This window comes from Arthrobacter sp. LjRoot14, assembly GCF_964253905.1.
Classification (GTDB): domain Bacteria; phylum Actinomycetota; class Actinomycetes; order Actinomycetales; family Micrococcaceae; genus Arthrobacter.
This window is the reverse complement of the sequence record NZ_CAXURL020000001.1, coordinates 790,022-809,124: the sequence shown is the minus strand read 5'-3', so window position 1 is coordinate 809,124 and position 19,103 is coordinate 790,022. Positions and strand designations below refer to the sequence as shown.

The window sequence follows — 19,103 nt, the reverse complement described above, 5'->3', positions numbered from 1 at the left end:
AAAGGACACGCCAAGTTGGAGGTAATTGTGCGAGTTGCACTTGCTCAGGTAGTTACGGGCCGAGACATTTCCGGGAATCTGGACATCGTGGAAAAGTATGCCCGCAAAGCGAAAGAAGGGGGCGCCGAATTGGTGGTCTTCCCGGAAGCCACCATGCGCGCCTTCGGGAATTCGCTCCTCGACATCGCCGAACCGCTGGACGGTCCGTGGGCGACCCGGGTGCGCCGCATAGCCCGGGCAGCGGACATCGTGATCGTGGCGGGGATGTTCACCCCCGGTGATGGCAGGAAGGTACGCAACACCCTCCTGGTCACCGGTCCCGGAGTGGAGGCCAGCTACGACAAGATCCACCTGTTCGACGCTTTCGGCTTCGCCGAATCGGACACAGTGGATGCCGGAACGCGGGCATCCACCTTCGAGCTCGGCGGCATCAGATTCGGGCTGGCCACCTGCTACGACATCCGGTTCCCGGCGCTGTTCACAGCCAACGCCGATCTGGGCGCCGAGGCCAACATCGTGTGTGCATCCTGGGGATCCGGTCCGGGGAAGGTCGATCAGTGGCGTCTGCTGGCCCGCGCCCGCGCCGTGGATACCACCACCTACGTGCTGGCGTGCGGACAGGCCGACCCAGCCACCGAAGGCATCGAAACCAAGGGATCCGCGCCCACCGGTGTGGGGCACTCCGCCGTCGTCTCGCCGCTCGGCGAGGTCCTGGAAGAGCTCGACGCCGGGACCGGACTGATGTTCGCCGACCTGGACGCCGCCGTCGTCAAGGAAGCCCGGGCGAAACTCCCGGTCCTGGCCAACCGCCACAAATTCTGAAAAAACGGAAACGCTCCCCCACCGAATGAACTGGTTCAAGGTGAGAGAGCGTTTCGTAAAAAACCGCCAAAAGAGAGAGAGAGCGTCGCCTGTGGGCCCCGCCTCTACTTGGCGGCGCGCTGCCTGGAAATCTCGTACAGGGAGATGCCGACGGCCATGGACGCGTTGAGCGATTCCATCGCGGAGTCGATCGGGATGGAAACGATCTGGTCGCAGTTCTCGCGGACCAGGCGGCTCAGGCCCTTGCCCTCGGAACCGACCACGATGCACACGGGTTCCTTGGCCAGGCTGAGGTCCGGGAGCGAAACGTCGCCGTCGCCGTCGAGGCCAAGCACGTAGATGCCCATGTTCTTGAAGGCCTTGAGTGTGTTGTTCAGGTTGGCGGCTCGTGCCACGGGAACCCGGACTGCCGCGCCGGCGCTGGTCTTCCAGGCCGAGGCAGTCACGCCGACGGAGCGCCGCTCCGGGACGATCACGCCGTGGCCGCTGAAGGCCGAGACGGAGCGGATGATCGCACCGAGGTTGCGCGGGTCCGTGATGCCGTCCAAGGCGACGAAGAGGGGCGCGTTGGCAACGTGGCCCTTCTTCCAGCTCTCCAGGGTTTCCTCGGCGAGCTCGTACGCGTCCTGGTATTCGTAGGGCGGAATCTGCAGCACGAGACCCTGGTGGATGGCGTCGTCCGTCATCCGGTCCAGTTCCGGCTTGCCGGTTTCCATCAGCGGAATGCCGCGTTCGGCCGCGAGCTTGAGTGACTCCTTGACGCGGTCATCCATTTCAATGCGGATGGCGACATGGAGCGCCTTGGCCGGGATTCCGGCGCGGAGCGCTTCGACGACGGAGTTGCGGCCGGTGACGACTTCCTCCGTGGCGCGGCCCTTGGGGCCGGAGCGGGCGCCGGCACTGCGGGCTGCGCCCGGACGCTTGGCGGCCGACCGCTCGGCGAGCTGCTTGTTCTTGTGCGCCTTGTGGTAGGGGCGGTCCTCCGCCTTGGGAGTGGGGCCCTTGCCTTCGAGGGCCTTGCGGCCGTGGCCACCCGTTCCGATGGTGGGGCCCTTCTTTGCTTTGACCGACCGGCGACCGTTGTTGGCCATGAGTTTCACCCTTGCTTTGTTGAGTAAGTCTGACCTCCAGTCTACTTACTCAGGGTAAATCGCCGGCCCAAGCTCCCGCCTCGCCTTCGGACTGCAGCAGCTCAGCCGCGCTTGAGGCTCCAGCTGGCACCATCCGGACCATCCTCGACAACGACGCCCGCCGCCGCCAGGGTATCCCGGATGGCATCCGAAGCGGCCCAGTCCTTGGTGGCCCGCGCCTGTGCCCGCGCACCCAGCTGGGCTTCGACAAGGACTCCCAGGGCTGTGTCAGCCTGCTCATCCCGGGCGGGCGCCGCGACGTCATTCAGGCCGAGGACGCGCAGCATGTCGGTGACGGAGTGCAGCGCTGTCCGGGCCGCGGAGTTATCGCCGGCAGTCAGGGCGGTGTTCCCGGCCCGCACGGTGTCGTGCAGGGCAGCCAGCGCCTGCGGAACATTGAGGTCGTCATCCATGGCCGCAGCGAAGGCGTCCGGAACCTCGCCGTAGCTGGCGAAGCCGTAGCTTGCCGTGGTGCCGCCGTCAGCACCGACAAGGGTCCGTACGGCGCGGGCGATGAACCCGTCAATCCGTTCCACTGCGGCGGCCGCTTCCTGCAGCGAAGTGGGCTGGTAGTCCAGCACCGAGCGGTACTGCGCCTGGCCGAGGTAGTACCGAACCACGCGCGGTGAAGCGAGCTCCAGCATTTCCGCAGGGCTGACAGTATTGCCGATGGACTTGGACATCTTTTCGCCCTGGTATGTCACCATGCCGTTGTGCATCCAGAAGTTGGCGAAGGCGTGGCCCGCCGCCTGCGACTGGGCCATTTCGTTCTCATGGTGCGGGAACCGGAGGTCCAGGCCGCCGCCATGGATGTCGAACTCGGTGCCGAGGTATTTGGTGACCATGGCCGAGCACTCCAGGTGCCAGCCCGGACGGCCGGCGCCCCAGGGCGAAAGCCAGCTGGCCGACGTCGGCTCCCCGTCCTTGTGTCCCTTCCATAGCGCAAAATCCCTCGGGTCCTTCTTTCCCCGGGGGTCGGCGTCGGGCGCTCCCTGCATGTCCTCGATCTTCTGACGGGTGAGCGAGCCGTAGCGGTCCCAGGAACGGACGTCGAAGTACACATCGCCGGAGTCGTCGAGGGCGGGGTAGGCATGGCCGCGGTCGATCAGGCGCTGGATCAGCGCGTGCATCTCGGGGATGTGGCCGGTGGCGCGCGGCTCGTAGGTGGGGCGGGAAACGCCGAGCGTGTCGTAGGCCTTGAGGAACGCCTGCTCGTAGCGGTAGGCCAGTGCCCACCACTCCTCTTCGCGGATGTCGTCCGGGCCTTCCTCGAAGTCCCGTTCAAAGGAGAGAGCGGACTTGGCGAGGATCTTGTCGTCGATGTCGGTGACGTTGCGGACCACGGTGACGCGAAATCCGCGGTATTCCAGCCAGCGGGTGAGCTGGTCGAAGGCAATGGCCGACCTGATGTGCCCCACGTGCGGCAGGCCCTGCACCGTCGCGCCGCAGTAATACAGGCTCACCTTGCCCGGTATCAGAGGGACGAAGTCGCGGACTTCGGCGGATGCTGTGTCGTAAAAGCGCAGGGTCACCGCTCCAGATTAGCCGATGGCCTTGCCACGGGGCCCACCGGCTGCGGCGGTGCCCGTCAAGCGCTATTTGCAGACTTCGCCGATCTTGTTGTTCTGCTCGCTCAGCTGCGCAGTCTGTTCGGAGCTTTTGGTGCCCAGTGAGGTTTCGGCGACCTTCTTCATGATGTCCGCCATTTTCTGGATGGGCTCGGCGACCTCGGGAGCTACCTTGTCCGCCACTTCCTGGTAATGCTTGGCGATCTGGTCAGCCTGCTGCTGCTGGTTTCCGTTGGGGACAAAGGTGTCCCCGTTAAGGAACCTGCAGCTTTCCTCAACGCTCATCTTCGGAGTGCCGCAGCCGCTCAGCAGCATCCCGGCAACGAGTACGACGGCGGCAAGCGGCTTCTTCACGAGGGGTCTCCTGGAATGTTCGGCAGAGGAATGGCTCCCTTAAGCCTAGGCGAAACGCGGGACCCGGCTCAGCCCGCCCGGTACACCAGTGCGGTGGCCAGGGCGGAAATGCCCTCCCCGCGGCCGGTGAAGCCAAGGCCGTCGCTGGTGGTGGCGCTGACGCTGACGGCGGCACCCGCCGCTGCGCTCAGGACCGCCTGGGACTCCTCCCGGCGTGGGCCGAATTTGGGTCTGTTGCCGACGAACTGCACCGCAATGTTGCCGATCTCGAACCCTTCCGCCCGGACAATACGGGCCGCCTCGGCAAGGAGGGTGACGCCGGAGGCACCCGCGAACTCCGGACGGTCCGTGCCGAAATGCGTGCCCAGGTCCCCGATCCCCGCGGCCGAAAACAGTGCATCTGCCGCGGCGTGGGCCACGGGATCCCCGTCGGAGTGTCCGGCCAGGCCCTGCTCGCCTTCCCACAGGAGCCCGCCCAGCCAGAGCGCCCGCGGGTTGTCCGGCGAGGCAAAAGCATGAACGTCGATGCCGATGCCGGTCCTCGGAATGATGGGAGGTGCCATGTTCAGCCCTCCACCCATCGTGCGCCCAGCGGGCCTTCCAGCAGGCCTTCGGCAATGATGAGGTCCAAGGGAGTGGTGATCTTCAGCGACTGGCTGGCGCCGCGGACAGCATGGACGGGGACACCCAGGCGTTCCACCAGCATGGCGTCATCCGTTATGGCGGCGGCCTGGGCTTCGTCGAAACCGGCTGCCTCCCGGTGCGCCTTCATCAACGTGCCAAGGTCGAATCCCTGCGGGGTCTGCACTGCGCGCAGTTTCTCCCGCGGCGCCGTGCCCACCACCACCTCCGGCGCAATGCGGGCGTCCTCATCACTCGTTGCTTCGACGGTCTTGACGGTATCCACTACGGGGATCACGGGAATGACTGCCAACGCGCCGGCCGCCAGGGAGTCGACCACGCGGTGGAAGACGGACTCCGGCGTCAGGGCACGAGCGGCGTCGTGGACCAGCACCGCTTGGGTCCCCTCTTCCAATGCCGCCAAGGCCGAACGGACCGATTCAGTGCGCGTCGCACCGCCGTCCACGATCGTCAGCAACGGGCCGCCGTCGGCAAGTTCGCCCTTGAAGTCATCGCACATCTTCCGGAGGGTGCCGTCGCCCGGCGGCAGCGCAATGCACACCTGCTGCGCGACGCCAGAGGTAACTATCCCGCGCAGGGCATGCATCAGGATGGGCTCCCCGCCGAGGGGGACCCTCGCCTTGGGCATGCCGTAACCCAGCCGCTGGCCCGATCCGGCCGCGACCAGCACAACTGCTACGACGGGGCGGGGACCGTGGTCCCCGGATTCCGGCCCGGATCCGGCGGAAGGTTCTCGTGCACTCATGGGCACAACACTACGTGGCCAAACCCTCCCCGGGCGGGGCAAAATTCCGGGATTCGCCCAAAAAAGGGCAAAAAGAAACCCCGGCGGCTGGTGAGCCACCGGGGTTCAATTCTTAGGAAGCCAAGACTTCGTCGAGAACGCTTGCAGCCTTCTCTTCATCCGTCTTTTCAGCCAGCGCCAGTTCTGAAATCAGAATCTGGCGGGCCTTGGCCAGCATACGCTTCTCACCTGCGGAAAGGCCGCGGTCGTGATCACGGCGCCACAGGTCGCGAACGACCTCTGCCACCTTGATGACGTCCCCGGAAGCAAGCTTCTCCAGATTTGCCTTGTAACGACGCGACCAGTTGGTAGGCTCTTCAGTGAACTCGGCCCGCAGCACGTCAAAGACATGCTCCAAACCTTCTTTGCCCACTACATCGCGAACCCCAACAAGGTCAACGTTCTCTGCTGGAACTTCAATGGTCAGATCACCCTGGGCCACCTTGAGCTTGAGATACATTTTCTCTTCGCCCTTGATGGTGCGCATCTTGATTTCTTCAATTTTTGCTGCACCGTGGTGAGGGTAAACTACTGTCTCGCCGACCTCAAAAACCATGTGGACTTTCCCCTTTCCCGCAGACCAGTTTATCACGATTCAGGCATACAACTGGCACGGATCGGGGCCTCGAACCCAGTAAATACAAGGAAAATGGGGCCAATCAACCCCCTCCAACCCCTTGACGGATGCAGATATTAGTGCATCGAGAGGGGTGTGCCAAGGGCAGCGGGGGTCAGCCGACGGCCAGGGTTGCGGCACAGTCGACGGGGTGCCGAGCGGTCAGGCGGGACGGGTTTCCGGTCGCTAATGTGTACGGCCCGAATCCTTGTTTGAGACCGTTTGAGGATAGGCTATGGCTGAATAATGTTTCAAGACTCTCAAGGAGTGCGTGACGTGCGTTTCACTGCGATGAACCGGGGCCAGCGCGGCAAGCTGGCAATGGCAACGGCAGCACTTGCCATCGGCCTGCTGACCGTGACCGGCTGCGGCTACATCAACCCGCAGCAAACTTCTGAGCAGTACTCGGCGTCGGACGGCACCAGGGAAGATCTCGGCCCCCTCCAGCTCCGTAACTTCATGATCGTTTCCACCGGCGAGGACAAGCCGGGACGCGTGGTCGGTGCCGTTTACAACTCCTCGTCCAGCGACGTGAAGCTGACTATCAACGGTGCACGCGGTTCACAGACGCAGGTGTCTGTGAAGCAGAACTCCTACACCCTGCTCAACGAATCCACGGATCCGGCGATCCTCAGTACCACGGGGGCCATCCCGGGTTCCCTGTCCGAGGTCACGATCTCCGAGGACGGCACCAACCAGACCGCCAAGGTCAAGGTGCCCGTCCTGGACGCCACGCTGCCCGAGTACAAGGAGTACCTGCCGGAAGGCAGCGAGCCCACCCCCTCGGAAACCGCTACGCCGACGCCCACGAGCAGCGAAAGCCACTAGCCCGCAACGACAAAAAGGAGGGCTCCCGCCGCGCGGGAGCCCTCCTTTTTGTTGTCCGGTTTTGCCGTGCCGGTTTCGCCGACCGGCACACCCTGGGCCGCTGCGCCTAGGGCTCGAACTTGTAGCCGAGGCCGCGGACCGTCACGAGGTACCTCGGGGCTGACGGATCCGGCTCGATCTTGCTGCGCAGCCTTTTGACGTGGACGTCCAGGGTCTTGGTGTCGCCGACATAGTCGGATCCCCAGACCCTGTCGATCAGCTGGCCGCGGGTCAGCACGCGGCCTGAATTGCGAAGCAGCATCTCCAGCAGTTCGAATTCCTTCAGCGGCAGCGATACCTGTTCGCCGTCCACGCTCACCACGTGGCGTTCGACGTCCATCCTGACGGGGCCCGCCTGGACCGTATTGGTGATGAGCTCTTCCGGCTCGCCCTGCCGGCGGAGGACCGCCCTGACGCGGGCAACGAGTTCCCGGGATGAATACGGTTTCGTGACGTAGTCGTCAGCCCCGAGTTCCAGCCCCACAACCTTGTCGATTTCAGCGTCTTTGGCGGTCAGCATGATGACAGGGACCGAGGAGCGCTGGCGCAGCTGCCGGCACACTTCCGTGCCGGACTGGCCGGGCAGCTGGAGGTCCAGGAGCACCAGGTCAGCGCCGTTGCGGTCGAACTCCGTGATGGCGTCCAGGCCGTTGTCCACGACCTCCACCTCGAATCCTTCCTTGCCCAAAAGGTAGGACAGCGGGTCGCTGAACGACTCCTCGTCCTCGACTATGAGAATCCTGCTCAAGCGCTGGCTCCTTGCTCATGGACGCCGGTGGCGTCGTTACTGTGGGGTGAGGTGCTGCGGGCGGCCGGTGCCGGCGCCGCGGAGGCGTCGCCGTCGTCCTGCCCCTCCATCTCTGGAAGCCTGATGGTGAAAGTGGACCCCTGGCCGGGCTGCGACCACAGTGTCACTTCGCCGCCGTGGTTGGAAATAACGTGCTTCACGATGCTCAGGCCCAGGCCGGTACCGCCGGTCTGCCGCGACCTCGCGGCGTCCACGCGGTAGAAGCGCTCAAAGACCCGCTCCTGGTCCTCCGGGCTCAGGCCGTCACCCTGGTCGGTAACGGAGATGGAGATCAGGCCTTCCTTGGCTCGCACGCCGATCCCCACCCGTGTGTTCTCCGGCGAATAGCGGATGGCGTTGTCGATCAGGTTTCGCAGCGCCGTGACGAGCAGGTCCTGGTCTCCATAAACCATGGCGTTCACATGGCCGCCGACCACGATGGAAATATTCTTGCTCTCGGCCGGCAGCTGCGAACGGTCCACAGCCTCGGTGATGACGGAATTGATGTCCACGGGGTGCCCCTGCTGCGCCACATTGGCGCCCTGCAGCCGGGAAAGCTCAATGATGTCCTGCACCAGCGCAGCAAGCCGTGTCGATTCCTTCTGCATGCGCTTGGCAAAGCGGCGGACGGCTTCTTCGTCGTCCGCTGAGGACTCGAGGGCCTCTGCCAGCAGTGAAATGGCGCCGACCGGAGTTTTGAGCTCGTGGGAGACGTTGGCCACGAAGTCGTTGCGGATCTCCTCGGTGCGGGTGATCTCGGTCCGGTCGTCCGCCAGCAGCAGGATGTATTCCTCACCGAGCATGGCCGCCCGGAGCTGGACGATGATGGTCCCCTGCCCCAACGGACCGCGAGGCAGTTCGAACTGCTTCTCGAGGATCACACCGTCTCGCCGCACCCTCGCCGTCATATCGAGGAGCTGCTTGTGGACCACCGTGTGTCCGCGGACGAGGCCAAAGGCGTATGCCGCCGGACTTGCCCGCACCACACCGTCGATCGCGTCCACCACCACAAAGGCACGGCCGACGACGGCGAGCACCTCCGCGGCGCCGGGCGGCAGCGCCGGTTCGTCGAATTCAACATCCACCAGTTTGCGCTGCTGTTCGCTGACCCGGAAGGCGAGCACGCCAAAGATGCCGAATGACAGACCGATGAGGCCTGCGATGACACCGATGAGCATAGGATCCACGGCTCCAGCTTATGCTCTGCCCCGGGCGCCGGAAGCGAATCTGATGGGTTTCGCCTCCGGGTTCAGCTAACGTTCACCTATAGGTGCGTAACAGTTCACCGGACGCTGGCAGAGTTATTAGTTGGACTGCAGAGCGGTGACACGAAATCCGGCTGCCACTGCGGTGGGGGCACGGATTTCCAAGGAAAGGACGCGTAGTGCGCAAGGTTTTTCAGGAGGAGCTCACACAGGTGGGCGAGCAGCTCGTTGAGATTTCAAAGCTGGTCAGTGAGGCCATCGCCAAGGCCACGACTGCCTTCGAGGGGGCTGACGTCGACCTCGCCCAGGATGTCATCGCCGCTGATGCCAGGATCGACTTCCTGCAGAACAGCCTGGACGAGCGGGCCATCGACATCCTGGCTCTCCAGGGACCCGTTGCCAGCGACCTTCGGATGATCGTGGGTTCCCTGCGGATGAGTGCCTCGCTGGAGCGCATGGGAGACCTCGCCCGGCACATCGCCCAGCTCGCGCGGCTCCGCTACCCGGCCAACGTGATTCCGCCGCAGCTCGCCGATACCTTCAAGAGCTTCGCCGAGCAGGACCAGCTGATCGCGGACAAGCTCACACAACTCCTGGAAACACGCGACCTCGAAGTTGCCCGCGATATCCTCAAGGCAAACGCGACCGTCAACGACCTCCACCTGAGCGTCTTCAAGGCCATCGCCCGCAGCGACTGGAACGAGTCGCCGGCCACCACGGTGGACGTTGCCCTTGCCAGCCGTTACTTTGAACGCTTCGCGGACCACGGCGTCTCCGTCGCCCAGAAAGTCACCTATCTGGTCACGGGCGCGTGGCACCCGCACAGCACCGAAATCAGCTGACTTTTTTCCGGGTCTTGATCCGGGCTTAACGACGGCGGGCCGGTCACCTCAGGTGACCGGCCCGCCGTCGTTCGCTTACTTCTTACCCTGGTTCGCGACTGCCTTGATGGACTCGGCAGCGGCCTCGGGGTCGAGGTAGGTGCCGCCGGGGTTCAGCGGCTTGAAGTCCTCGTCGAGGTCGTAGACCAGCGGGATTCCGGTGGGGATGTTCAGGCCGGCGATAGCTTCGTCACTGATGCCGTCGAGGTGCTTGACGAGGGCGCGCAGGGAGTTGCCGTGCGCGGTGACCAGGACGGTCTTCCCGGCCTTGAGGTCTTCCTTGATGTCCGATTCCCAGTAGGGCATCAGGCGGATGAGGACGTCCTTCAGGCATTCGGTGCGCGGGAGGGCGTCGCCGAGGTCTGCGTAGCGGGGGTCGTGCGCCTGGGAGAACTCGCTGTCGTCGTCCAGGGGCGGCGGCGGGGTGTCGTAGGAACGGCGCCACTCCATGAACTGCTCTTCACCGTATTCGGCCAGCGTCTGGGCCTTGTCCTTGCCCTGCAGGGCGCCGTAGTGGCGTTCGTTCAGGCGCCAGTCGCGCTTGACCGGAATCCAGCCGCGGTCGGCCTTGTCCAGGGCGATGTTTGCCGTGTTGATGGCCCGCTTCAGGAGGGAGGTGTAGAGGACGTCCGGGAGAACATTGTTCTCGACCAGGAGCTCACCGCCGCGAGCCGCTTCCTCGCGGCCCTGGTCGTTGAGGTCAACATCCACCCAGCCGGTGAACAGGTTCTTAGCGTTCCATTCGCTGTGGCCGTGGCGCAGCAGAATCAGCTTGTAAGTCATGGTTTTCATCCTAGCCGAGCAGACTGCGGCACCGCCGAGCGTTACATCGGGTGGGCGTAACCGGGGCGGGACGCCGGGGGCGGGACCGTTAGGCTTGTCCGGTGGTGCAGAAAGCTGAACGGGTGGCCGCCGCCCGGACCGGGAGCGGAACCAGGGGCGGAGGCGGTGGCGCCGGCAGCGCCGTCGGCAGGAGCAGCAGGCCGGTTGGAAATGTAACCCGCGGCACCACCAACCCCAACCGGATGCGGCGCCTGGACCGGTGGCTCACGGGGACGCAGGCCTGGCGGCTGCGGCGGGCAGCGGACCCGCTGGTCGTCGACCTCGGGTACGGCGCCTCGCCGGCTACCGCCGTCGAACTGTTCGAGCGTTTGTCCACCGTGCGCACTGATGTCCGTTTGGCCGGGATAGAAATCGAGCCGGCGCGGGTCCGGGCGGCCAAAGCCCTGGAACGGGACGGGCTGAGCTTCCACGTGGGCGGATTCGAGATTCCCGTGCCCGGGCGCCCGGTGATAGTCCGGGCGTTCAACGTCCTCCGGCAGTACGAGGAAGCGGACGTTGAGGCCATCTGGGCACTGGTCCGGGGCCGGCTCGGCCCCGGCGGGCTGTTCATCGACGGCACCTGCGACGAGATTGGACGGCGTGTGACGTGGGTGGCGCTGGACGCCGGCGGGCCGCTGAGCCTGAGCATCTCCATGCGCTTCGGCGGCTTCGCACTGCCCTCGGAGATTGCCGAGCGGCTGCCGAAGGCCCTGATCCACCGGAACGTGCCCGGGGAGAAAATACATGCTTTCCTGCAGGCGCTGGACAAGGCATGGCTGGACGCAGCGCCGCTGGCCGCTTTCGGGAACAGGCAACGGTGGACCGCCATGTGCCGTTCAATGCTCGACGGCGGCTGGCCGGTCCAGGATGGACCGGCCCGTTGGCGGCTTGGCGAGCTAACGGTGGGTTGGGACGCTGTGGCGCCCGCCTAGGGTTGTCTCGTTACACGGCCGTTTGCTACCAGGGGCCGTAGGGGCCCATGTTGCGGCTGCCGCCGCGGCCGGCGTCCTTCACTGCGGGTCGCACGTCAGCGAGGTACACGGAGGCTGCGGTGACCGCCGCGAGCCCGAACAGGCCCAGGGTGCCGAAACCGCCGCCTCCGCCGCCGAAGAGTGAAAGGCCGCCAATGGCCACAGCACCGCCGGTCAATGCCAGCCAGAACGTCTTGGTCCGCTTGGAAACAGCCTCAAAGGCGTTCGCCTTGTGGCGCAGGCAATCAAAGAACGCCCATGCTTCAAGACCAAAAGCCACGAGCGCAAGGATGAAATACACCCAGGTCTCGACGAAGAGAATCAACAGTTTTCCGTCCACGTCCCCAGCCTAGCCGCCCAACGTGTCCAAGGCCTGCTCCAAATCGGCCCAGAGGTCTTCAACGTTTTCAATCCCGACGCTCAGGCGGACCAGGTTGTCCGGCACGCTGACCGGCTCGGCCGCATGGCGGCGTCGTCGTTCAATCAGGGATTCAACCCCGCCCAGCGAGGTGGCGGGCAGCCACAGGTGCAGGGCGCGGACCAGCTTGTCCGCAGCATCGGCCCCGTTGAGGCCGCCGGCAGGGGCGATCTGCACGCACAGGATGGAACCGAAGCCCTTCATCTGCGACTTGGCGCGTTCGTGGCCGGGATCCGTTTCCAGCCCCGGGAACCGGATGCTCTCGATCCGGGGATGGTTGCTCAGCCGCCCGGCAAGGACGGCCGCCGACGCCTGCGAACGCTCGATGCGCAGCGCCAGGGTCCGTAGTCCGCGCAGTGCAAGCCAGGCCTCGAACGGTCCGGCGATGCCGCCGTGGATGATGCGGTGGTGCAGCAGCGTCGCACGGATCGCAGCGTCGGAGGTCACCAGGGCGCCGAGGACGACGTCGGAATGCCCGGCCAGGTATTTGGTCACGGAGTGGAGGACGACGTCGGACCCCAGGCTCAGCGGCTGCTGGACCAGGGGCGTGGAAAAGGTGTTGTCGGTGACAACAATGGCACCTGCCGCGTGGGCTGCGGCGGTCAGGGCCCGGATGTCCGCGATGCCGAGCATCGGGTTGGTGGGGCTTTCCAGCCACAGCATGCTGGCGGGCTTGCCCTCCGCCGGAGCCAGCAGTGCCTTCACGGCGTCGGTGTCCGCAATGTCCACGGTGCGAAGTTCGAACAATCCCTTCTCCGCGAGTTCCGTTGCCATCACCAATGAACCGGCGTAGCTGTGCGAGGGCATCACCAGCACTCCCCCGGCGGGGATCAGGGACAGTGCCGAGCTGACGGCGGCCAGTCCGGAGGCGTACAGCAGCCCCGGAAGGGACGCCCCCTCCAGCTGGCCCAGTGCTTCTTCCAACGGGTCCCAGGTGGGGTTGGAATAACGCCCGTAGCCGCGGTCACCGTCTGCGAGCGGTCCGGTACCGAAATAAGTGGAGGACAGGACGATGGGCGGGTTGACTGGCGCATCGCGTTTGCGGGGCGGGCGGCCGGCGGCCACAACCACCGTTTCAGCCGACAGCGCGGCAGCCTGCTGTTCGGAAAGACTCATGGTCACAGAGTACGTGGGAGGCCCACAACGCAGGAAAGGCGTTACGGTCCGGCACCTACGGTGTCGGTGATTGTCGGTAGGCTGGTCATGTGACTACCCAGAACCCCGGACTGTTCATTGCCTTCGAAGGCGGCGACGGCGCAGGCAAGTCCACGCAGGCCGCAGCACTGGCCGGGGCCCTTCACTCGCGGGGATTCCGGGTGCTGCGCACGCGCGAACCGGGCGGCACGCCGATCGGCGAAAAGCTGCGGTCCCTGGTGCTGGACCACGGCCACGGCCACATCGACGCCCGCACCGAAGCCCTGATCTTTGCCGCGTCCCGCGCGGCCCACGCGGACCAGGTCATCCTCCCCGCCCTCGAGCGCGGCGAGATCGTCCTCACCGACCGTTACATCGATTCCTCGGTGGCCTATCAGGGCGCAGGACGGGACCTCGGAACCGCGGCGGTGCGGGACCTGAACGAATGGGCCACCTCCGGCCTGCAGCCGGACCTCACCGTGCTGCTCGACGTCGACCCCGATCTCGGCCGCCTCCGCCGGACCGCGGGCGACGCCGCCGAAGACCGGATGGAATCAGAAGCCGACGAATTCCACGCCAAGATCCGCACCGCTTTCCTGGACCTCGCCGCTGACCGCCCCGAGCACTACCTGGTGCTTCCGGCCCACCTGCCGGTCGCCGAGCTTGCCGGGCTCATCCTGGCACGGGTGGACTCGCTGATAGGGTCCCGGCAGCTTTCCAGGCAGGTCAGCACAGAAGGCGTGGCCCCGTGACCGTCTGGGATGACCTGCAGGGCCAACCCGCCGTCGTCGCCCAGCTCCGCCAGGCCGCGCAGGGCGAAGGCCTGACCCACGCCTGGCTGTTCACCGGCCCGCCCGGATCCGGCAGGTCCAACGCCGCCAAGGCCTTTGCCGCCGCCCTTAACTGCGACCAGGAGGACGTGACCAGGCGCGGCTGCGGCGAATGCGCGGCCTGCCTGACCATCCTTGGGGAAACACATTCGGATGTGGCATTCGTCCGCACCGAAAAAGTCACCATCACCATTGACGAAGCCCGGGAACTGGTCTCGACCGCCGGAAACCGGCCCTCATCCGGACGGTGGCGGATCATCGTGGTGGAAGACGCCGACCGCATGGCGGAACGAACCACGAATGTGCTGCTCAAGGCCATCGAAGAGCCCACTCCCCGCACCGTATGGATGCTGTGTGCGCCGTCCCCGGCGGACGTCCTGGTCACCATCCGTTCCCGCTGCCGGCCGGTGGCGCTGCGGCTCCCCCCGGCCGCCGACGTCGCGGCTCTGCTGGTGAGGCGCGACGGCGTGGATCCGGCTCTCGCCGAGCGCGCCGCCCGCGCGGCGCAAAGCCACGTCGGCATTGCCCGCCGCCTCGCCCGCGACGCCGACGCCCGCGAACGGCGCATGGAAACCGTCCGTTTCCCGCTGGGACTGCGGGGCATCACCGCAGCGGTCCTGATGGCCGAAAAGCTGGTGAAAATCGCCACCGAGGAAGCCAACAGCTCCAACGAAGTGCGCGACGCCGAAGAAAAGGCAGCGCTCCTGGCCACGCTCGGCGCTCCGGAGAGCGGCACCCTGCCGCCGGCCATGAGAAGCCAGATCAAACAGCTGGAGGATGACCAGAAGCGGCGCGCGAAGCGCTCCATCACCGATTCACTTGACCGGACGCTCACGGACCTGCTCTCGTTCTACCGTGACGTGCTGATCATCCAGATGGGGAACGCCGTGGAACTGGTGAACGTTGAACTCAAGAGCGAGCTGGCTGAGTTTGCCGCCCGTTCAGGTCCGGAGGCAACACTGGCCCGCATGGATGCGATCAACAAGGCCCGCCAGCGGATCACCACCACCAACGTTGCGCCCCTGCTGGCCATTGAATCCATGGCCGCGAGCCTGATCTAGTGCCGCCGCATGTCCCCCGAGCCCACGCCAAGTCCCTCAAGGAGCCCTGCATGAAGCCTGCCCGACGTCTGCCCCTACGGTCCCGGTCCGGATCGGCCGCGGCCAAGGCAGCTGCTGGCACCCTGGCCGTGTTGCTCGCGTTGACGGGCTGCACCCTGCTGGGCCAGTCCGACGGCGGATCAGCCGGCGGGAGCACAGGCAAAGCCGACCCTTCCATCGCGGAGGCGGCTCCCGAAGAGCTCCGGAGCTTCTACTCCCAGGAGGTCTCCTGGACGTCCTGCGAGGACAAGCTCGAGTGCGCCAAAATCAAGGTGCCCGTGGACTACAGCAAGCCCGAGGGCGACAGCATCGAGATCGCGGCCCTCAAAATGAAGGCAACGGGCAAAAAGACCGGCAGCCTGCTGGTCAACCCCGGCGGCCCGGGCGGCTCCGGCTACGACTTCGTCAAGGATGCCGGCGCGACGAACATTTCCAGTGAAGTGCGCGCCAAGTACGACCTGGTGGGCTTCGACCCCCGCGGCGTGAAGCGGTCATCCCCCGTCACCTGCCTCACTGACCAGGAACGCGACGAATCCCGCGCAAAGAACTACGACCTCAGCTCGGACGCCGGCCTGGCGGCCGCCCTCGCCGACAACAAGGCAACTGCGGCCAAGTGCGCCGAAAAGACCGGCCCGGTGCTGGCGCACGTGGACACCGTCAGCGCCGCCAAGGACCTGGACATCCTGCGGGCCGTGGTCAACGACACCAAACTGAACTACCTGGGCTACTCCTACGGCACCTTCCTGGGTTCCACCTACGCTTCCCTGTTCCCGGACAACGTGGGCCGCATGGTGCTTGACGGAGCCCTGGACCCTTCGCTCAGCAACGAGGAGCTCACCAGCGGCCAGGCCCGAGCCTTTGAGAAGGCAATCCGCGCCTACGTGCAGAAGTGCCTCGGGGACAAAGACTGCCCCCTGAGCGGCACCGTGGACAGCGGTGTCCAGCAGATCCGTGACGTGGTGCAGGCCGTGGACGCCAACCCGCAGCGCGCCCAGGACGGCAGGCTGGTCACCGGGTCCGCCTTCGTCAGCGGCCTGATCCTCCCGCTCTACAACGACGACAACTGGCCCCTGCTCACCCAGGCGCTGGACGCGGCCCTCAAGGGCGATCCCTCACCGATGCTGCGGCTCGCCGACTTCGGTGCCGACCGCGATCCGAGCGGCAAGTACACGTCCAACAGCGCCTTCGCCTTCAACGCCATCAACTGCCTTGACTACCCCATGGTGACGGACCCCGCCGCCATGCGGGCCGAAGAGCAGAAGCTCCGGCAGGAATCCCCCACCCTGGGCTACTTCTTCGCCTACGGCGGCACCAACTGCCAGGACTGGCCCTATAAGAGCATCCGCACGCCGGCACCCGTGGAGTACCCGGGCTCGGCACCCATTGTGGTGGTGGGCACCACAGGTGATCCCGCGACCCCGGTGGAATGGGCCGGCGCCCTCCGCAAGCAGCTGGGCAACGCTTCCCTGGTGACATGGAAGGGCGAAGGGCACACCGCTTACGGCCGCTCGAACAGCTGCGTCACCGATGCCGTGGACGGCTACTTCCTGACCGGCGAGGCACCCGCGGACAACACGCAGTGCTAGGCCGGGTGCCTGCCGCCCTGGCGTAACGGGCTACGCGGAACGTCGCGCCAGCAGCTGCGGCACGTCACAGATGGACTGCACGACGGCGGTGGCACCCGCCGCGCGCAGCGCCGGCTCCCGGTGCGCCCCGGTAAGGACCCCGGCCACAGTGGTGGCGCCGGCGCGCAGTCCCGATTCGATGTCCGCGCAGCTGTCACCCACGACGGCAACGCTCCGGACGTCGTCCAGGTCCAGCGCCAGGACGGCCGTCAGGATCATGTCCGGATAGGGCCTGCCCCGCCCAGCGTCGGCGGGGCAGAGGCTCAGGTCTGCCAGTCCCATCCAGCCCAGGCTCTCCAGCACCATGTTCTGCGTGTGGCGGCCGAACCCGGTGGCAAGGCAGACCATGATGCCTGCTTCGCGCAGCCAGCCAATGGCGTCCTCGGCGCCGGGAACCGCCCGGATGATGCCGTCGGCTATCAGTTCATCGCAGCTGCGCTCAAAGAAGGTGTTCGCTGCCGCGGCCCTCGACCGCTCCTCGAACAGGTGGTTGAACACGGCGAGTTTTGACATCCCCGAGGTGTCCCTGGCGTACCGAAGCATGCGCTCAAACTGCACAGATCCTTCCGCTACGCCCTGGTCGGTAAGGGTGCGGGTCATGGCACGCTCCAACAGGCCGCCGTCGAAAACTGTTGTTCCCACCATCGCCAGCACAGCCAGCCGGACTCCCTGCCGGCCATCCCGGGCGGCCCACGGCAGCGTGGGGTCCAGCGCGGAGGCTGCGTGCCGTGCGGATGTGTCTGCTGTGTCCGGAGTCATGGCCCAAGCCCCTTCGCTGAGAAGCGCCCGCCGACGCGGCCGCATTTGGTCGTTCCACAGTGCGGGCCCTTCGGGACCCGTTGCTGAACCCGCCCCGACCGCCGGGTGAACATCCAGACAACGTCCGCCACGGCCATTCTGCGGGCGCCTGATCCGCTCATTTTGACCCGGGCAAGGGACTCTATTACAGTTGTCTCTTGCATGATCCGCCCGGTTCTTCCGGGAATTTCATGCGGTGCTTCCTTAGCTCAGTCGGTAGAGCGTTTCACTCGTAATGAAAAGGTCATCAGTTCGATTCTGATAGGAAGCTCGGGATAAACCCCGGACAGCCCCTAAATCTAGGGGTTTCCGGGGTTTTTCGCTGGTTAAGCCGAAGTCCTCGCGAAGGTCCAGGGCACACTTATGGCACACTTTGGTCTCCCTCCATCCGATTTCCATCTTCAAATGTGGGGCGATTCTAGCCGCGCATCAAGGACATGCTGCCGGATCCGGCGCTACTGTGAGCCGATGATTAGGGACACGACGCCAGCCGAATGGGCAGAGGGCCCTGCTTGAAAACTCAGGCACCTCCCGGAGCAGATTACGTTGGCTTCGGCTGCGGACGAAGCGGGTTCAATGCGCACCCTGGAGGGGCTCGATTCACGCCGCCTGACCCCGACCGGAAGGCGGATCCTCGTCGAACGCGTTTTGGGCGGCCGTCCGATTGCGCATGTGGCCAAAGAACTGGGCATCTCCCGGACCTGCGCCCACCGCTGGATCAGCCGGTACCGGGCCCATGGTTGGGACGGTCTTCAAGATCGCAGCTCCAGGCCAAAATCATGCCCGCACGCCACCCCGGCGAACATCGTTGACTACACCCGGCTCGCTTACGCCGAGGTCCTGCCCGACGAGAAAGGCCCGACCTGCGCCGGGTTCCTCACCAGGCCCGCGGCCGTCATGGCAGCCAACGGACGCAGAAAGGCTGAACGTGGCGTCGCGGACCAGCCACGCGGGGTTAGGGCAGATGTCCCCATGGCTGCAAGAGACAGGGACGCCAGAGAATGATGGAGGCGCCTCCGTTGGGCACCCGGATGACAAGTCCGCTAGCAAAAGTGACTGGGGAACATCATGAAACTCACGAAGCATAAAACAGCTACTGCCGGAGCCGTTCTGGCTCTGGGGGCCAGCGCATTTCTTGCGGGCGCGCCCGCTGCCAACGCTTCAGGTACAGGTACAGCATGCCCATCAGAACGGGTGTGCTTCTACTTCAATTCCGATTTCCAAGGGGCACGGGCCGACTACGCCTACAGCGACGCAGGCCTGGGCAACGAACTGTTCACAGATGGCCCGGCTGGCCGGAACGGATGGGGCGTCCAAGTCAACAACAACGCCGCATCAGTGATCAATAACACCGGCAAACACCTCTACTGGTACAAAGACGCCAACTGCGATTACAGAGGCGGGTCTGGCGTGCTGCCCCCCGGCTCGCGTGTGAACCTGTCCGCCATCAACGCTAAAAACGACATTTCTTCGATCTTTTTATGGGGGTCTGATGGCGGGGCGGAATGCATCCAACGGGACCAGTCCTGGGCTTAGCCCAACACTGCACCGAGGCAGCAATGCCGCCTCCTCCCAAGGCAATGCCAAAACCTGCGCACCAACCGCAACACCTGGGTTCACTAGAAATTGAGTGACCAGAAAAACACACGGAAGGCCGGCACCCGTCATGTGAGTGCCGGCCTTCATGTTGACTGGGGGAACGTACCGAAGCCAGCCCGACGATCCTCACGAACCGCACAGAAACGAATA

The 19,103-nt window shown here is 65.3% G+C and carries 20 protein-coding genes, 1 tRNA gene and 1 pseudogene; 10 read left to right on the top strand and 12 right to left on the bottom strand.

What is annotated here, in order from left to right; genetic code table 11:
• Positions 1–27 precede the first annotated feature (27 nt).
• The gene (locus ACSQ12_RS03870; RefSeq protein ID WP_436064404.1) at positions 28–822 is read left to right on the top strand and encodes a carbon-nitrogen hydrolase family protein; all 795 of its coding nucleotides are present in this window, start codon (positions 28–30) and stop codon (positions 820–822) included.
• 104 nt (positions 823–926) lie between these two features.
• Here ACSQ12_RS03870 and rlmB read toward each other — a convergent pair whose 3' ends face one another.
• From rlmB to ACSQ12_RS03840, 6 genes are all read right to left on the bottom strand, one after another.
• Positions 927–1,913: a 23S rRNA (guanosine(2251)-2'-O)-methyltransferase RlmB gene (gene rlmB, locus ACSQ12_RS03865; protein WP_436064403.1), complete on the bottom strand. Its 987-nt coding sequence runs from the start codon at positions 1,911–1,913 to the stop codon at positions 927–929.
• A gap of 101 nt (positions 1,914–2,014) precedes the next feature.
• Positions 2,015–3,484: a cysteine--tRNA ligase gene (gene cysS / locus ACSQ12_RS03860; protein WP_436064402.1), complete on the bottom strand. Its 1,470-nt coding sequence runs from the start codon at positions 3,482–3,484 to the stop codon at positions 2,015–2,017.
• A gap of 63 nt (positions 3,485–3,547) precedes the next feature.
• Positions 3,548–3,874: a hypothetical protein gene (locus tag ACSQ12_RS03855; RefSeq protein WP_209747295.1), complete on the bottom strand. Its 327-nt coding sequence runs from the start codon at positions 3,872–3,874 to the stop codon at positions 3,548–3,550.
• 68 nt (positions 3,875–3,942) lie between these two features.
• Positions 3,943–4,437: a 2-C-methyl-D-erythritol 2,4-cyclodiphosphate synthase gene (gene ispF / locus ACSQ12_RS03850; RefSeq protein ID WP_436064401.1), complete on the bottom strand. Its 495-nt coding sequence runs from the start codon at positions 4,435–4,437 to the stop codon at positions 3,943–3,945.
• A 2-nt stretch (positions 4,438–4,439) separates the two neighbouring features.
• On the bottom strand, positions 4,440–5,261 hold the full coding sequence (gene ispD, locus ACSQ12_RS03845) for a 2-C-methyl-D-erythritol 4-phosphate cytidylyltransferase (RefSeq protein ID WP_436064400.1): 822 nt from the start codon (positions 5,259–5,261) through the stop codon (positions 4,440–4,442).
• A gap of 112 nt (positions 5,262–5,373) precedes the next feature.
• Positions 5,374–5,856 (bottom strand): CarD family transcriptional regulator, encoded by a 483-nt coding sequence (locus tag ACSQ12_RS03840; RefSeq protein WP_011690592.1) that lies wholly within the window; start codon positions 5,854–5,856, stop codon positions 5,374–5,376.
• 351 nt (positions 5,857–6,207) lie between these two features.
• Here ACSQ12_RS03840 and ACSQ12_RS03835 point away from each other — a divergent pair, with 351 nt between their 5' ends.
• On the top strand, positions 6,208–6,744 hold the full coding sequence (locus tag ACSQ12_RS03835; RefSeq protein ID WP_436066927.1) for a hypothetical protein: 537 nt from the start codon (positions 6,208–6,210) through the stop codon (positions 6,742–6,744).
• Positions 6,745–6,850: 106 nt separating this feature from the next.
• Here ACSQ12_RS03835 and ACSQ12_RS03830 read toward each other — a convergent pair whose 3' ends face one another.
• Together ACSQ12_RS03830 and ACSQ12_RS03825 are read right to left on the bottom strand one after the other, a co-directional pair.
• Positions 6,851–7,531 (bottom strand): response regulator transcription factor, encoded by a 681-nt coding sequence (locus ACSQ12_RS03830; RefSeq protein ID WP_011690590.1) that lies wholly within the window; start codon positions 7,529–7,531, stop codon positions 6,851–6,853.
• Positions 7,528–8,748 carry a sensor histidine kinase gene (locus ACSQ12_RS03825; protein ID WP_436066926.1) on the bottom strand — a complete coding sequence of 407 codons (1,221 nt, stop codon included), beginning with the start codon at positions 8,746–8,748 and terminating at the stop codon, positions 7,528–7,530. The genes ACSQ12_RS03830 and ACSQ12_RS03825 overlap by 4 nt, the downstream gene beginning before the upstream one ends.
• Positions 8,749–8,954: 206 nt before the next feature.
• On the opposite strand from ACSQ12_RS03825, the gene phoU reads away from it, so the two are divergent.
• Positions 8,955–9,617 carry a phosphate signaling complex protein PhoU gene (gene phoU, locus ACSQ12_RS03820; RefSeq protein ID WP_209747299.1) on the top strand — a complete coding sequence of 221 codons (663 nt, stop codon included), beginning with the start codon at positions 8,955–8,957 and terminating at the stop codon, positions 9,615–9,617.
• 75 nt (positions 9,618–9,692) lie between these two features.
• On the opposite strand, the gene ACSQ12_RS03815 is transcribed toward phoU, so the two are convergent.
• On the bottom strand, positions 9,693–10,439 hold the full coding sequence (locus ACSQ12_RS03815) for a phosphoglyceromutase (RefSeq protein WP_209752775.1): 747 nt from the start codon (positions 10,437–10,439) through the stop codon (positions 9,693–9,695).
• A gap of 101 nt (positions 10,440–10,540) precedes the next feature.
• On the opposite strand from ACSQ12_RS03815, the gene ACSQ12_RS03810 reads away from it, so the two are divergent.
• Complete coding sequence (locus tag ACSQ12_RS03810) at positions 10,541–11,410, top strand: class I SAM-dependent methyltransferase (RefSeq protein WP_436064399.1); 870 nt, start codon at positions 10,541–10,543, stop codon at positions 11,408–11,410.
• 25 nt (positions 11,411–11,435) lie between these two features.
• On the opposite strand, the gene ACSQ12_RS03805 is transcribed toward ACSQ12_RS03810, so the two are convergent.
• Positions 11,436–11,789, bottom strand: a complete 354-nt coding sequence (locus tag ACSQ12_RS03805; RefSeq protein WP_436064398.1) for a DUF2516 family protein — start codon at positions 11,787–11,789, stop codon at positions 11,436–11,438.
• 9 nt (positions 11,790–11,798) lie between these two features.
• Positions 11,799–12,983 carry a trans-sulfuration enzyme family protein gene (locus tag ACSQ12_RS03800; protein ID WP_436064397.1) on the bottom strand — a complete coding sequence of 395 codons (1,185 nt, stop codon included), beginning with the start codon at positions 12,981–12,983 and terminating at the stop codon, positions 11,799–11,801.
• A gap of 89 nt (positions 12,984–13,072) precedes the next feature.
• Here ACSQ12_RS03800 and tmk point away from each other — a divergent pair, with 89 nt between their 5' ends.
• The 3 genes from tmk to ACSQ12_RS03785 are packed head-to-tail and all read left to right on the top strand — an operon-like array spanning position 13,073 to position 16,517.
• Positions 13,073–13,753 carry a dTMP kinase gene (tmk, locus tag ACSQ12_RS03795; protein ID WP_436064396.1) on the top strand — a complete coding sequence of 227 codons (681 nt, stop codon included), beginning with the start codon at positions 13,073–13,075 and terminating at the stop codon, positions 13,751–13,753.
• Positions 13,750–14,892 carry a DNA polymerase III subunit delta' gene (locus ACSQ12_RS03790; protein WP_209747308.1) on the top strand — a complete coding sequence of 381 codons (1,143 nt, stop codon included), beginning with the start codon at positions 13,750–13,752 and terminating at the stop codon, positions 14,890–14,892. The genes tmk and ACSQ12_RS03790 overlap by 4 nt, the downstream gene beginning before the upstream one ends.
• Positions 14,893–14,942: 50 nt before the next feature.
• On the top strand, positions 14,943–16,517 hold the full coding sequence (locus ACSQ12_RS03785) for an alpha/beta hydrolase (RefSeq protein WP_436064395.1): 1,575 nt from the start codon (positions 14,943–14,945) through the stop codon (positions 16,515–16,517).
• 30 nt (positions 16,518–16,547) lie between these two features.
• On the opposite strand, the gene ACSQ12_RS03780 is transcribed toward ACSQ12_RS03785, so the two are convergent.
• Positions 16,548–17,315, bottom strand: a complete 768-nt coding sequence (locus ACSQ12_RS03780; protein ID WP_436064394.1) for an HAD family hydrolase — start codon at positions 17,313–17,315, stop codon at positions 16,548–16,550.
• 237 nt (positions 17,316–17,552) lie between these two features.
• Here ACSQ12_RS03780 and ACSQ12_RS03775 point away from each other — a divergent pair.
• The 3 genes and pseudogenes from ACSQ12_RS03775 (at position 17,553) to ACSQ12_RS03765 (ending at position 18,890) form a co-directional block, all read left to right on the top strand.
• Positions 17,553–17,625 (top strand) — tRNA-Thr (locus ACSQ12_RS03775).
• A 305-nt stretch (positions 17,626–17,930) separates the two neighbouring features.
• Positions 17,931–18,161 (top strand): annotated as a pseudogene (locus ACSQ12_RS03770) (helix-turn-helix domain-containing protein); the annotation flags it as partial.
• A gap of 261 nt (positions 18,162–18,422) precedes the next feature.
• Positions 18,423–18,890, top strand: coding sequence for a peptidase inhibitor family I36 protein (locus ACSQ12_RS03765; RefSeq protein ID WP_436064393.1), 468 nt, complete (start codon positions 18,423–18,425; stop codon positions 18,888–18,890).
• The last annotated feature ends 213 nt before the right edge of the window (positions 18,891–19,103 follow it).